11 protein-coding genes are annotated in these 13,426 nt (G+C 74.8%); 7 read left to right on the top strand and 4 right to left on the bottom strand.

The window, feature by feature from the left end:
* Nucleotides 1–19: 19 nt before the first annotated feature.
* Nucleotides 20–751, bottom strand: coding sequence for a hypothetical protein (locus tag QM788_RS02065; RefSeq protein ID WP_415659815.1), 732 nt, complete (start codon nt 749–751; stop codon nt 20–22).
* Nucleotides 752–851: 100 nt separating this feature from the next.
* Nucleotides 852–3,107 (bottom strand): penicillin-binding protein 1A, encoded by a 2,256-nt coding sequence (locus QM788_RS02060; RefSeq protein WP_415659814.1) that lies wholly within the window; start codon nt 3,105–3,107, stop codon nt 852–854.
* Nucleotides 3,108–3,233: 126 nt separating this feature from the next.
* Between QM788_RS02060 and QM788_RS02055 the strand changes: the two genes are divergently transcribed.
* From QM788_RS02055 to QM788_RS02045, 3 genes are all read left to right on the top strand, one after another.
* A complete protein-coding gene (locus QM788_RS02055; protein WP_415659813.1) occupies nt 3,234–3,461 on the top strand; it encodes a hypothetical protein in 228 nt (75 codons plus the stop codon).
* A 135-nt stretch (nt 3,462–3,596) separates the two neighbouring features.
* Nucleotides 3,597–4,214, top strand: a complete 618-nt coding sequence (locus QM788_RS02050; RefSeq protein ID WP_415659812.1) for a UPF0149 family protein — start codon at nt 3,597–3,599, stop codon at nt 4,212–4,214.
* A 13-nt stretch (nt 4,215–4,227) separates the two neighbouring features.
* Entirely contained in the window at nt 4,228–4,533 is a 306-nt protein-coding gene (locus tag QM788_RS02045) for a hypothetical protein (RefSeq protein WP_415659811.1), read from the top strand.
* 18 nt (nt 4,534–4,551) lie between these two features.
* On the opposite strand, the gene QM788_RS02040 is transcribed toward QM788_RS02045, so the two are convergent.
* Nucleotides 4,552–6,357, bottom strand: a complete 1,806-nt coding sequence (locus QM788_RS02040; RefSeq protein WP_415659810.1) for an ABCB family ABC transporter ATP-binding protein/permease — start codon at nt 6,355–6,357, stop codon at nt 4,552–4,554.
* Between the two features lie 43 nt (nt 6,358–6,400).
* On the opposite strand from QM788_RS02040, the gene QM788_RS02035 reads away from it, so the two are divergent.
* From QM788_RS02035 to QM788_RS02020, 4 genes are all read left to right on the top strand, one after another.
* On the top strand, nt 6,401–6,790 hold the full coding sequence (locus tag QM788_RS02035) for a response regulator (protein ID WP_415659809.1): 390 nt from the start codon (nt 6,401–6,403) through the stop codon (nt 6,788–6,790).
* Between the two features lie 5 nt (nt 6,791–6,795).
* Entirely contained in the window at nt 6,796–9,252 is a 2,457-nt protein-coding gene (locus QM788_RS02030; protein ID WP_415659808.1) for an ATP-binding protein, read from the top strand.
* Nucleotides 9,253–9,345: 93 nt separating this feature from the next.
* On the top strand, nt 9,346–11,097 hold the full coding sequence (locus QM788_RS02025) for a methyl-accepting chemotaxis protein (protein ID WP_415659807.1): 1,752 nt from the start codon (nt 9,346–9,348) through the stop codon (nt 11,095–11,097).
* Between the two features lie 53 nt (nt 11,098–11,150).
* On the top strand, nt 11,151–11,564 hold the full coding sequence (locus tag QM788_RS02020) for an acyl-CoA thioesterase (protein ID WP_415659806.1): 414 nt from the start codon (nt 11,151–11,153) through the stop codon (nt 11,562–11,564).
* Between the two features lie 13 nt (nt 11,565–11,577).
* Here the strand turns inward: QM788_RS02020 and QM788_RS02015 are convergent, their stop codons facing one another.
* Nucleotides 11,578–13,398 (bottom strand): rhamnogalacturonan lyase B N-terminal domain-containing protein, encoded by a 1,821-nt coding sequence (locus QM788_RS02015; RefSeq protein ID WP_415659805.1) that lies wholly within the window; start codon nt 13,396–13,398, stop codon nt 11,578–11,580.
* Nucleotides 13,399–13,426: the final 28 nt, after the last annotated feature.

Here is a 13,426-nt window from a genome sequence, read left to right as displayed (position 1 = left end):
AGTTCGCGCCGATTGTGGGTCAGCGCGGCTCCCAGACCAGCGCGAGCGCCAGCGCCGCCTCCGTGACGGCGCGGCCCAGCGGCGTCGCCGGGTCCGGCCGGCGCAGGCGCGGCACCGGGCCGGCCAGGTCCAGGCTGCCGACCACCGTGCCCTGGTGCAGCAGCTCGTAGCCGACCGCGGCCGGCTGTGGTGCCGCGCGGCCTTCGAGCCGGTGCACCGAGCGCAGGCCGATCGTCATCTCGCCGCGCCGGTAGGCGCCTTCGCGGCTCAGCACGCCGCCGCGCGGCGCGCCCTCGCCGATCTGCAGCATGGCCGAGGGCGCGCTGCCCCAGCGGCAGCTCAGCACCCAGGGGCTGGCGCCGGCCGCGCGGGCGTTGTCGCTGCGCGCGGGCGTCCAGGCCTCGCAGGCCGCCGCGCCGTCGCCGGCCGGGCGGGCCCAGCCGAAGCGCAGCGGCGCCGGCAGGTCGGCGGGCAGCGGCTCGAACAGCGCCAGCCGCGCGGCACCGCGCTCGTAGTGAACGCGCTGGCCGCCCAGCATGAACTCGCCCTGGCGGCCCCAGCCGGCCCGGCCGAAGGCCTCCTCGGCCACGCCGGCCACCGACGGCGCCTGCACCATGTGCGCGGCGGCTGCGGCCGGCGGCGGCGCGCCGCGCGCCTCGGTGGCGGCGGGCGCCTGCCGGCCGTCTTGCACGGCGGCGCAGCCGGCAAGCAGCAGGACGAGGGCGGCGGGGACGAGGCGCGAGCGGGACATGGCGGGTCGGCGGCAAGGTGGGAGACGGGGCCGCACTCTAGGGCCTTGCCGCCCGGCCGGGAAACTGTTACCCCGCGTTGCCGTCGGCCGCCCCCTCGAATCAAGGGAGTTGCGGCAGCACCTCGAACCCCGGCTCGAACGCCGGCCCGGAGGCCGCGTCGGAGGCCGCCTCCAGCGACGGCTCCGGCAGGCCGATGCGGGCGATGGCCAGTTCGCCCGAGAACTCGCTGTAGAACCAGTCGTCGCCCTCCTTCACCAGCCCCTCGGCCGGCGGCTGCAGCGGCGAGATGGGCTGGCCGCGCAGCGCCACGGCCATGGTGGCGGCCCACACCGGCAGCGCCAGGCCGCCGCCGCTCTCGCGCTCGCCGAGCGAGCGGGGGGTGGGATAGCCGATCCACACCGCCCCGGCGCGCGCGGCCTGGAAGCCGCAGAACCAAGCATCCACCGCGTCGTTGGTGGTGCCGGTCTTGCCATACAGGTCCCAGCGGCCCAGCAGCGCGCTGGCGCGGGCGCCGGTGCCTTCGCGGGTGACGGCGGCGAGCAGCTGCGCCGTCATGAAGGCGTTGCGCGCGCTGACGGCCGGGCGCGGCCTGGGCGGGTCGGCCTGCCAGAGCACCTCGCCCTGCGCGTCCTGCACGCGCTGCACCAGCCAGCCGGTGGGCAGCTGGCCGGCGTTGGCGAAGGCGGCATAGGCCTGGGCCATCTGCAGCGGCGTGACGGCGCCGCTGCCCAGCGCGAGGGTGAGGTTCAGCGGCTGCTTGTCCTCGTCCAGCCCGAAGCGGCCGGCCCAGGCGCGCACCCGCGCCGGGCCCAGGGCCTGCGCGAGCCGGAGCGTGACCATGTTCTTCGAGCGCGCCAGCGCCTGGCGCAGCGTCAGCGCCTCCTCGTACTGGCCGTCGTAGTTGCGCGGCGCCCAGTCGCCCTGGACGAAGGGCTGGTCGCTGACCAGCGTGCCGGCCCAGGCGCCCTGCTCGATGAGCGCGGAGTAGACGAAGGGCTTGAACGCCGAGCCCGGCTGCCGCCAGGCCTGGGTGGCGGCGTTGAACTGGTTGCGCGCGAAGTCGAACCCGCCCACCAGCGCGCGGATCGCGCCGGTCTCGGGGTCCAGCGTGACGACGGCGCCCTCGGCCTGCGGCGTCTGGCTGAGCTGCCAGGCGCCGCCCTTGCCTTCCAGCACGCGCAGCACCGCGCCGCGCGGGAGCTGCTGCAGCGGCCGCAGCGCCGCGCCCTTGAGCACGATGCGCCCGCCGTCCGCCAGCGCCAGCCGGGCGCCGGCCTGGTCCTGCGCCAGCAGCACGGCGGTGCGCAGCTCGCCGAGGTCGGGGTGGGCGTCGAAGGCGGCGTCCAGCGCGTCGTCCAGCCCCTCGCCCTCGCCCGCGGGCAGCGCGACGCGGGCCTCCGGGCCGCGGAAGGGCTGGCGCCGCTCCAGCTCGAACAGCGCGCGGCGCAGCGCCTCCTGCGCGGCGCTCTGCTCGGCGTAGAACAGCGTGGTCGTCACCGTCAGGCCGCGCGTGTAGGCCGCCTCGCCGAAGCGGGCCAGCATCTCCTGGCGCACCTGCTCGGCGGCGTGGTCGGCGACGCCGCCCAGGCGCTTGGGGCGCCGCAGGTCCAGCGGCCGCGCGCGCGCCGCGGCGGCCTGCGCGGCGCTGACCAGGCCCACCGCCTCCAGCCGCCCCAGCACCACGGCCTGGCGGCGCCGGGCGCGCTCGGGGTAGACGGCGGGGTTGAGCCGGTTCGGGTCCTTGGGCAGGCCCACCAGCAGCGCGATCTCGGCCATGTCCAGCCGGTCCAGCGTCTTGCCGAAATAGCGCTCGGCCGCCGCCGCGAAGCCGTAGGCGCGGTTGCCGAGGTAGATCTGGTTCATGTAGATCTCGAGGATCTGCGCCTTGCTCAGCGTCCGCTCGATCTTCAGCGCCAGCAGCGCCTCGACGACCTTGCGCGACCAGCGCTGCTGCTTGCTCAGGTAGGTGTCGCGCGCCAGCTGCTGCGTGATGGTGGACGCGCCGTGCAGCGGCCCGCGGTGCGTGAGGTTGCGCCACATCGCGCGCGCGATGCCGCCGAAGTCCAGCCCCGAGTGCGTGTAGAAGTCGGCGTCCTCCACGGCCAGCAGCGCGTCCTGCAGCGGCCGGGGCGTGTCCTTCAGCGCGACGAAGCGGCGGCGCTCGGCGCCGAACTCGCCCAGCAGCTGGCCGTCGGCGCTCATCACGCGCAGCGGCTGGTGGGGCTGGTAGTCGGTCAGCGCGTCCAGCGGCGGCAACTGCAGCCACAGGAACAGCGCCACGATGGCGCCGAGCAGCGCGGCGACGAGCGGCAACCCCAGCAGGGCCAGCACGGCGGGGCGGCTCAGCAGGGCCACGAGGCAGGGCGGGCGCGGCCCGGCGGGCAGAGGGAGGCAGGCATGGCAGGCGGCAGCTTAGCCGCATGGCGCGCGGCCCGATGGCAAGATGGCGCCTGGCAACGCGACGGCACCGGGCCGCACCCCATGAAAACGCACCAGATCGAAATCCACAAGTTCAAGGCGGCCACCGCCAACCAGCACGGCCAGATCCTGTTCAAGGTGGACGCCGCCGTCGCGCCCCGGGCGCCGGTGGACGGCGTCGAGCCCAGCAGCGTGCTGCTGATGACCGAACAGAACGCCCGCGTGCTGATGGCGCTGCTGAAAACGCAATTCGCCGACGTCGACGGCCGCAAAGCCAGGAGCCAGAGATGACCCACCCCCTACCGGCTTCGCGGGCCCCCTCCAGGGGGCGCCCCCAGCGGCCCGGCAAAGCCGGTTCCGCGGGAGCCACTGGGTGGCCCTCCGTTTGAGGCCACCGTCACCACGCGCACGCCATCGAGGTCCGATTTGAACTACCCCCACTACCGCCCGGAGTCCGACGACCGCCCGCTGTCCGACGAGGAACTGAACGACCTCGACGAGCTGCTGGCCGCGCTGCCCGCGGACGCGACGATGAACATCGAGGCGCTGGACGGCTACCTCGCCGGCCTGCTGCTGACGCCCGGCCGCGCGCTGGCCGACCTGCCCGGCGAGGCCTGGCTGCCCGAGGTGTGGGGTGGCGACGGCGATGCCGACCCGGCGCCCTTCGCCAGCGGCAAGCAGCGCAAGAAGGTGGTGATGCTGGTGCTGCGCCACCTGCACTCCATCGCCACCGCCTGGCAGCGGGCGCCGCAGGCCTGGGAGCCCATCTTCAGCTTCGCCGACGGCGAGGACGAGGACACCGAGTACGCCGACGCCGAGGACTGGGCCGCCGGCTTCCTGATGGCCGTGGACCTGGCGCCCGCCGCCTGGGCGCCCTGGTTCGAGGACGCCGCCACCGCCGCGCTGCTGGCACCCATCGCCGCGCTCGGCAGCCCGGACGGCGCGCTGGCCGAGGGCTCGGCCGAGGCGCGCGACGAGGCCAGCCGCGCCATCCCCGACGCCATGCTGGCGCTGTGGGCCCGCCGCCAGGCCCAGCCGGCCTGAGAGCTTGAGCGCCATGGCCAGCACCGTGCTCGCCGCGCTGGGCCTGGCCCTGTGCCTCGCGCTGGCGGTCCACATGGCGCTACCCCGGCGGGCGCGCTCGCGCGTGGACGCCGCCGCCGCCCGGCTCGCCGCCGCGCTGCGGGCGCAGGCGGAGCGCGCCACCGGCTGGCGCCGCCGCCAGCGCCAGGCCCGCGCCGCCGCGCTGGAGGCCGAGCGCGTGATCCGCCGCGCGCAGGACGCCGCGCAGCAGCGCCCCGAGGGCGAATGGGACGGCAACGTCTACCGTCCGAAGCGCTTCGATAAGCCGAAGAAGCACTGAGAACGGACTGGCCCCGCGTCAGCCGCCCGCCTGCTGCAGCCGCCACATGGCGGCATAGCGGCCGCCGCGGGCCAGCAGCTCGGCGTGCCGGCCGCGCTCGACGATGCGGCCCTGCTCCAGCACCAGGATCTCGTGCGCATCCACCACGGTGGACAGCCGGTGCGCGATCACCAGCACGGTGCGGTCGCGGCCCGCAGCGTCCAGCTCGGCCTGGATGGCGCGCTCGTGGGTCGAGTCCAGCGCCGAGGTGGCCTCGTCGAAGACCAGCAGCGGCGGGTTCTTCAGCAGCGTGCGCGCGATCGCCACGCGCTGCTTCTCGCCGCCCGAGAGCTTGAGCCCGCGCTCGCCGACACGCGTCTCGTAGCCCAGCGGCGTGGCGGCGATGAAGGCGTGGATGTGGGCCGCGCGCGCCGCGCCCTCCACCTCGGCCGCCGTCGCGCCCGGGCGGCCGTAGGCGATGTTGTAGGCCACGGTGTCGTTGAAGAGCACCGTGTCCTGCGGCACGATGCCGATCGCGCGGCGCAGGCTCTGCTGCGTCACCGCGCGGATGTCCTGGCCGTCGATGCGGATCGCGCCGCCCTGCACGTCGTAGAAGCGCAGCAGCAGCCGCGCCAGCGTGCTCTTGCCGGAGCCGCTGGGGCCGACGACGGCGACCTTGCGGCCCGCCGGGATCTCGAAGCTGACGCCGTGCAGGATGGGGCGCGCGGGGTCGTAGGCGAAGCGCACGTCGTCGAACACCACGGCCGCGCCGCGCACCTGCAACGCCGGCGCACCCGGCGCGTCGGCCACCTCGCGCTCGCGGTCCAGCAGCGCGAACAGCTTCTCGATGTCCGCCAGCGCCTGCTTGATCTCGCGGTAGATGACGCCGAGGAAGTTCAGCGGGATGTAGAGCTGGATCATGAAGGCGTTGACCATCACCAGGTCGCCCAGGCTCAGCCGGCCGTCCACCACGCCCTGCGTCGCGCGCCACAGCATCAGCACCAGCGCGGCGGCGATGATGGACTGCTGGCCGGCGTTCAGCAGCGACAGCGTGCGCTGGCTCTTCAGCTGCGCGCGGCGCAGCCGCTCCAGGCTCTCGTCGTAGCGGCGCGCCTCGAAGTCCTCGTTGCCGAAGTACTTGACCGTCTCGTAGTTCAGCAGCGCGTCCATCGCCCGGCCGTGGGCCGCCGTGTCCAGCTCGTTGAGCGTGCGGCGGAAGCGGCTGCGCCACTCGGTGACGCTGACCGTGAAGCCGATGTAGACCGCCAGCGCCGCCACGGTGATGGCGGCGAACCCCACATCGAACTTCAGGCCCAGCAGCGCCAGCACCAGCGCCACCTCGATCAGCGTCGGCACGATGCTGTAGAGCGAGTAGCTGATCAGCGAATGCACGGCGCGCGTGCCGCGCTCGATGTCGCGCGTCATGCCGCCGGTCTGGCGCTCCAGGTGGAAGCGCAGCGACAGCCCGTGCAGGTGCCGGAACACCTGCAGCGACAGGCTGCGCGCCGTGCCCTCGGTGGCCTTGGCGAACACCAGCTCCCGGGCCTCCGCGAACAGCGAGGTGCACAGCCGCAGCCCGCCGTAGGCCAGCAGCAGCCCCGCCGGCACGACCAGCAGCGCCTGCGCCGAGCCGGGCCGGACGTCCAGCGCATCGACCAGCCGCTTGAGCAGCAGCGGCACGCCGACGTTGCAGAGCTTGGCGCCCACCATGAAGGCCAGCGCCAGCGCGACGCGGCCGCGGTAGCGCCACAGATAAGGCAGCAGCCGGCGCACCGTGCCCCAGTCGCCGCGCGCGCCCGGCGCGCCGGCGGCCGCAGCGGGAATATGAACGGAGGAGGCACGCATCGCGCCCATTGTCGGCGCCGGCCGGTGGTAGAACCCGGCCACCATGAACCCCGCCCCCGCCTCCGGCCTGCACGTGATGGTGGTCGACGACGACCCCGTCAACCTGCGCCTCGCCGCGCGGCTGCTGCGCGAGCTGGGCCACCACGGCGCACTCGTCAACGGCGGCGAAAAGGCACTGTGCCTGCTCGCCGCCCGGCCCTTCGACCTGCTGCTGCTGGACGTCAACATGCCCGGCCTGGGCGGCCAGGACGTGCTGGCCGCGCTGCGCCGGCAGCCGCCGGCCGGCCGGCGCGTCGCGGCGCTGATGGTCTCGGGCCACGACGACCCCGGCACCCAGGCTCATTTCGCCGCGCTCGGCGCCGACGGCTTCCTCACCAAGCCGCTGGAGCGCGCCGCGCTGGCCGCCGCGCTGGCGCGCCTGGGCGGGCGCTGAACGCGATGGGCAAGCGCCGCGCCGCCAGCCGGCAACGGGCCGACGCTGCGGCCGAGCTGCGCGCCAGCCGCGCGCAGCTGGCCCGCACCGGCCGGCTCGCGGGCGTCGGCGGCTGGGAGCTGGACCGGCGGCGCCAGTCGCTGCGGCTGTCCGAGGCCTGCCGCCGCGTGCTCGGCCCGCCGGCCGGGCCGGTGCTGCCGCTGGCGCAGGCGCGCGAGTTCTTCGTGGGCGACGACTGGCAGGCGCTGCGCGGCGCCATCGACGCGGCCGCCGCGCAGCAGCGCCCCTTCGACCTGCTGGTGCGGCTGCGCAGCACCGGCGGCTCGCCGCGCTGGCTGCGCGTGACCGGCGAGACCGAGGCGGTGCCGGGCGGGCCGCCGGGCGTCGTCGGCGCGCTGCAGGACGTGACGGCGCTGGTGCAGGCCGAGCGCCGCGCCGCCGAGGGCGAGCACACGCTGCGCTCGGCCATCGAGGCGCTGGGCGAGCCCTTCGCGCTCTACGGCGCCGACGAGCGGCTGCTGTTCTGCAACGCGCACTACGGCCGGCTGATCAAGGCGCCCGACGCCGCCGCGCTGGTCGGCACGCCGTTCGAGACGATGCTGCGCGAGGCGCTGGCGCGCGGCGCCATCGTGCCCGACACCGGCGACCTCGAGGCCTGGATCGCCACCCAGGTGGCGCGCTTCCGCTGCGGCACCTCGGACGAGCGCCACCGCCTCGCCGACGGCCGCTGGATCCGCGCCATCAACCGCCGCACCGTCGACGGGCAGTTCGTCATGTTCCGCATCGACGTCTCAGAGAGCCAGCGCCTGGTCGACGCGGCCGGCGCGGCGGCACGCAGCAAGGGCGAGTTCCTGGCCAACATCAGCCACGAGATCCGCACGCCGCTGAACGCGGTGCTCGGCATGATGCAGCTGCTGCGCGACACCCGGCTGGACGGCGGCCAGGCCGACCTGCTGGCCAAGGCCGACGGCGCCGCCCGCCACCTGCTGGCGCTGCTCAACGACGTGCTCGACCACGCCAAGGCCGAGGCCGGCAAGCTCACGCTGGACCCGCAGCCCTTCGAGCTCGCCGCGCTGCTCGGCGAGTTGCGCGCGCTGCTGGCCGCCAGCCTGGGCGACAAGCCGCTGGCGCTGGCCGTCGAGGCCGACCCGCGGCTGCCGCCCTGGCTGCTGGGCGACGCGCTGCGGCTGCAGCAGGTGCTCATCAACCTGGGCGGCAACGCCATCAAGTTCACCGCGCAGGGCCGTGTCGAGCTGCGGCTGCGCCTGCTGGACGCCGGGGCCGACGCCGACCCGCGGGCGCTGGCCGTGGAGTTCGCCGTCAGCGACACCGGCATCGGCATCGCGCCCGAGCAGCAGGCCGAGGTCTTCAGCGCCTTCAGCCAGGCCGAGGCCTCGACGGCGCGCCGCTTCGGCGGCACCGGCCTGGGCCTGGCGATCAGCCAGCGGCTGGTGCGGCTGATGGGCGGCGAGCTGCGGCTGGACAGCGCACCCGGGCGCGGCAGCCGCTTCGCCTTCACGCTGCGCCTGCCTGTGGCCAGCGCCCCGGCGCGCGCCGTGCCCGCGCCGGCCTCCGGGCCGCGCCTGGCCGGCCTGCGCCTGCTGCTGGCCGAGGACAACGCGCTGAACCGCGAGGTGGCGCTGAAGCTGCTGGGCCGCGAGGGCGCCCGCGTGGACTGCGCCGGCGACGGCCACGAGGCGCTGGCCGCGCTGCGGCGCGCCGGGCACGACCTGGTGCTGATGGACATGCAGATGCCCGGGCTCGACGGCCTGCAGGCCACGCGCGCGCTGCGCCGCGACCCGCGCCTCGTGGCGCTGCCCGTGCTGGCCATGACGGCCAACGCCGGCCCCGCAGACCGCGCGGCCTGCCTGGCCGCCGGCATGGACGGCCACGTCGGCAAGCCCTTCGACCTCGACGCCCTCGTGGCCGCCATCCTGGCGCTGTGCCGGCCGGACACCGCCGGGGCCCTCGACGAGGCCGGCGCGCTCGCGCGGCTGGGCGGCGACCGCGACTTCCATGCCCGGCTGCTGCGCCAGTTCGTGCCGCAGGCCGAGGCGCTGGCCGCGCGCCTGCTGGGCCACGGCGACCGCGACGCCGCCCACCAGCTCAAGAGCGCGGCCGCCACCGTGGGCGCGCACCGGCTGGCCGCGCTGTGCGCCGAGGCCGAGGCCGGGCGCGCCGACCCGGCGGCGCTGCGCGCGGCGCTGGCGGCCGTGCTGGCCGCCGCGCGGGCCTGGCGGCACGCGCCGGCCGCGCCGCCATCGCCGCTGCCCGACGCGCTGGACGCGCTGGCGGAGAGCCTGCGGCAGTCCTCGCTGGACTGCTTCGACCGCTACGACGCGCTGCTCGCCGCCCACGGCGCGGTGCTGGGCGAGGCGCTCGCCCCGCTGCGCCGGGCCATGGACGCCTTCGACACCGACGCCGCGCTCGCCGCCTGCCGCGACCTGCAACAAACTGTCTGATCCGTGTCAAATCACCACCGGCCTGCGGGGCCGGCCGCCTATGCTGGCCTGGCCCCCCCCCGCAAGGGTTCGCGAGAACGAGGAGCACCACCCGTGCGCAAGAACCTGCCCGTCACCCAGAACAGCTATTCCTTTCCGGCCGACCAGACGCTGATCTCGATCACCGACCTGAAGGGCCGCATCACCTACTGCAACACCAACTTCGCCACGGTCAGCGGCTTCACCAATGCCGAGCTGATGGGGCAGCCGCACAACCTCGTGCGCCACCCCGACATGCCGGAGGAGGCCTTCCGCGACCTGTGGGACACCATCCAGAAGGGCCTGCCCTGGGGCGCCCTGGTGAAGAACCGGCGCAAGAACGGCGACTACTACTGGGTCCACGCCAACGCCACGCCGGTGCGCGACGGCGACCGCATCGTCGGCTACCTGTCGGTGCGCACCAAGCCCAGCGACGCGGCGGTGCGCCAGTGCGAGCAGCTCTACGCCACCATGAACGCCGAGGCCGCCGCCGGCCGCCGCATCCACGTGCTGCGGCACGGCGAGGTGCGCCGCGTGGACCTGATCGGCCGCCTGCTGCACGCGCTGCGGCCCGAACTGCGCGGCCAGATCGCCTGGCTGGCCGCGCTGGCCGCCGCGGCGCCACTGGCGGCGACCTGGGCGGGCGCGCCGCTGTGGGGCCAGCTGCTGGCCGCCGTGGCCGGCACCGGCCTGGCCAGCGCCGGCCTGTTCGCCTGCGCGGTGCGGCCGCTGCGGGGCGTGATCGCCACGGCCAACCAGCTGGCCGGCGGCGACCTGACGCGCAACATCGCCGTCACCGGCCGCGGCGAGCTGCGCCGGCTGCAGCTGGCGCTGGCGCAGCTGACCGTGTCGGTGCGCACCGTGGTGCGCGACGTGCGCCACGAGGTGGCCAACCTGCTCGGCGGCGCGCAGGAGATCGCCACCGGCAACAACGAGCTGTCGGCCCGCACCGAGTCGCAGGCCAGCAGCCTGGAGCAGACCGCCGCGGCGATGGAGCAGATCGGCGGCACCGTGCGCCAGACCTCGGCGCTGGCCGGCGAGGGCGCCCAGCTCGCGCGCGACACCGCCGGGGTGGCCCGGCGCAGCCAGGAGGCGGTGCACACCGTCGTGGACACGATGCAGGAGATCGCCGAGTCCTCGCGCCGCATCGGCGACATCATCCAGGTCATCGAGGGCGTGGCCTTCCAGACCAACATCCTGGCGCTGAACGCCGCCGTCGAGGCGGCGCGCGCCGGCGAGCAGGGGCGCGGCTTCGCGGTCGTCGCCAGCGAGGTGCGCGCGCTGGCGCAGCGCACCACCGGCGCGGCCAAGGAGATCCGCGCGCTGATCGAGGAGTCGCGCACGCGCGTCGAGGCCGGCGGCCAGCGCGCGGACGACGCCAAGCAGCGCATGGACGAGGTGACCGACGTGGTGGCCCGCGTGACCCATGTGCTGGAGCAGATCGACCACGCCGCGCGCGAGCAGTCCATCGGCGTCGGCCAGGTGGGCGAGTCGGTGCAGCACCTGGACACCATCACGCAGCAGAACGCCGCGATGGTGGAGCAGCTGGCCGCGGCCGCCGGGGCGCTGAACAGCCAGGTCGGCCTGGTGCACAACACCATCCGCGTGTTCCGCCTGTCCGAGAAGGACCGGTCGCTGGCCGAGGTGGACGCGGTGACGCTGCGCAAGGCCTCGCGCGACGAGGCCGCGCCGGCGCCTGCCCCCCGGCCGCCCGTCCCCGCGAAAGCCGCCGCCCGGCCCGCCGCCCTGAAGCCCGTCGCACGGCCGGTGGCCGCCCCGCCGCCGCCGGCACCGGCCGGCGCGGACGACGACTGGCAGAGTTTCTAGGCCCCGCCCCGGCGAGGCGGCAGAATCACGCCCCCGCCGCCCTGCCCCGCCCCATGGACCACGACGCCACCCCCGCCCTGCCCCGCAGCCCCACGCAAGGCGAGCGCGAGCTCGTGCTGCGCGTCATGCCCATGCCGGCGGACTCGAACGCCAACGGCGACATCTTCGGCGGCTGGATCATGGCGCAGGTGGACATCGCCGGCTCCGTGCTGCCGCTGCGCCTGGCGCGCGGCCGCGTCGCCACGGTGGCCGTCAACGAGTTCATCTTCAAGCAGCCGGTGTCCATCGGCGACCTGCTGAGCTTCTACGCCACCGTCACCCGCGTGGGCCGCACCTCCATCACCGTCCACGTCGAGGTGATGGCCGAGCGCAACCCGGCCAACCCGCACGTGGTGAAGGTGACCGAGGCCAACCTGACCTACGTCGCCATCGACCGCGAGGGCAAGCCCCGCGCGATCCCGGCCTGAGCGCCCGCGCGCTTCAGGGCGTGGCGACCAGGTCGACGGCGTCGTAGGCGAAGCCGGGGCTGAGGTAGCCCGCGCCGGCGGTGCCGCTGACGGCGTTGATCGTCAGCGTGTTGCTGCCGGCCACCAGCGCCGACGCCGGGATCGCGTAGCTGTAGAGCCGGTTGACGCCGCGGTAGCTGCCCACCGTCAGGTTGCGCGTGCCCTTGGGCGGCGCCGCGGGGATGGCCGAGGTCCAGCCGTTGACGGTGATCTGCGGGCGGGCGCCGTTGAAGTCGGCCGTCGTGCCCAGGCGCAGCGTCAGGCCCTGCAGGGGCACGGCGGCCAGCGTGAACTGGATGACGCGGGCGTTGTTGACGTCCTTCCACTGGCAGGCCGGGAAGCCGGCCGCCGCCGTGGACGCGCCGACGACGAAGGGTGCCGCCACCCAGCTGCCCTGGCGTGAATCGGTCGGGTGCATGGTCGTCATCTGCGCGCCGTTCAGGAATTCGGCCGGCGAACCGTCCCAATGGCCGATGCGCCACAGCGCGGCGGTGGCGGCCGGGTCGCCGCTCAGCGCCAGTGTGTTCAGCACCGTGGTGCCGCCGGCCGTGACGGTCACGCTGCCGGTGTGGACCGCGAGCTCGTTCTTGTAGACCGTCAGCGTGTAGGTGCCGGGCCGCATGCCGCTGCTCTTGAAGTAGCCCTTGTTCGCCAGGTTGGCGCTGGCCCAGTACTGCGCCGTCGCGTTGGCGAAGCCCACGGTGTAGGTGAAGGCCGGGTCGGTGCCCGCCAGCCCGACGCCGGCCACGGCGCCGCGGCCGGACGGCGCCACGTAGCCGTCCAGCCCCATCAGCGAGAACCAGCCGGTGTCCGGCGCCGACGGCGCGGCGCCGTTCGTGAACATCAGCGTGTAGCTGTTCAGCAGCCCCAGGCGGAAGGCCTCGGTCTGGCCCTCGCCGTAGTTGACGATGTAGGTCAGCTCGTTGCTGGTGGCCGTGATCTGGTTGAGCAGGCTGCGGTAGAACGGGCCGCCGGAGTTGCCCTCGTTGTTGTCCCGGTAGAACCACAGGCCCACGGTGCCGGCGGCGTTGCGGCCGCCGAAGTACTGCCAGTCCTTCAGCCGCATGTTGGCGTAGTGCTTGGAGCGCGTCTGGCCGTTGCCGGAGAAGCCGAACACGTCGCTGGCCTCGACGGTGGTGTCGGTGCCGCGCAGGTCCTGCGGCCAGCTGCCGTTGCTGGCCAGGCCGCCGGGCGTGCCGGCCGGCCCGCCCTGGGAGAGCGCCGCGACGGGCACGCGCAGGATGAAGCGCACCAGGTTCAGCGTGTCGGGCTCCTCGGTGAAGTAGGTGCCCATGTAGATGCGCGGCTCGCCGCTCCTGGCCATGTAGTAGTGCTTGAGCACCTGGCCGCTGCTGCTGTAGACGGTCACCGTGACCTTGACGTAGGCCCCGCCGGTGACGACGCCGCCGTTGGCCGTGGCGGCCGGCGTGGCCGCGCCGGTGGCGCTGATCATCTGCGCCTGCACGTCGACGGCGGAGACGTTGCTGTAGAGATAGTCGAAGCCCGAGTTCAGCTGCGAGCCGCGGCCGGCGTCGGCGTACTGCACGCCGTTGTAGAGCAGGCTGGAGAGGTCGCCCTTGGACTGCGTGCTGGCGCCGTTGTCATAAGCCATGACCTTGAACACCAGGCCGCCGCCGGTGTCCACCTGGTACTGCGGCCTGGCGGCGTTGCCGCCGTCGTGCAGCGTCGTCAGGCTGAGGGCCGCCACGGCCGGCGCGACCGCGCCCATCAGCCCACCCGCGAGCGCCAGCGCGCCCAGCCGGCACAACCGCCGGCAGAGTCCGTCGATCCACATCGTTTGTCTCCTGAGGATCCGACCGTCT

This window comes from Roseateles sp. (genome assembly GCF_047654785.1).
Lineage (GTDB): Bacteria > Pseudomonadota > Gammaproteobacteria > Burkholderiales > Burkholderiaceae_C > Pelomonas.
The sequence above is the reverse complement of the archived record's forward strand: the minus strand, read 5'-3'. Positions and strand labels throughout refer to the sequence as shown.

What these genes read in the sequence shown, in the direction of transcription:
- QM788_RS02065 (WP_415659815.1), bottom strand. Translation starts at nt 751, where the DNA reads ATGTCCCGCTCGCGCCTCGTCCCCGCCGCCCTCGTCCTGCTGCTTGCC.
- QM788_RS02055 (WP_415659813.1), top strand. Translation starts at nt 3,234, where the DNA reads ATGAAAACGCACCAGATCGAAATCCACAAGTTCAAGGCGGCCACCGCC.
- QM788_RS02045 (WP_415659811.1), top strand. Translation starts at nt 4,228, where the DNA reads ATGGCCAGCACCGTGCTCGCCGCGCTGGGCCTGGCCCTGTGCCTCGCG.
- QM788_RS02040 (WP_415659810.1), bottom strand. Translation starts at nt 6,357, where the DNA reads ATGCGTGCCTCCTCCGTTCATATTCCCGCTGCGGCCGCCGGCGCGCCG.
- QM788_RS02035 (WP_415659809.1), top strand. Translation starts at nt 6,401, where the DNA reads ATGAACCCCGCCCCCGCCTCCGGCCTGCACGTGATGGTGGTCGACGAC.
- QM788_RS02030 (WP_415659808.1), top strand. Translation starts at nt 6,796, where the DNA reads ATGGGCAAGCGCCGCGCCGCCAGCCGGCAACGGGCCGACGCTGCGGCC.
- QM788_RS02020 (WP_415659806.1), top strand. Translation starts at nt 11,151, where the DNA reads ATGGACCACGACGCCACCCCCGCCCTGCCCCGCAGCCCCACGCAAGGC.
- QM788_RS02015 (WP_415659805.1), bottom strand. Translation starts at nt 13,398, where the DNA reads ATGTGGATCGACGGACTCTGCCGGCGGTTGTGCCGGCTGGGCGCGCTG.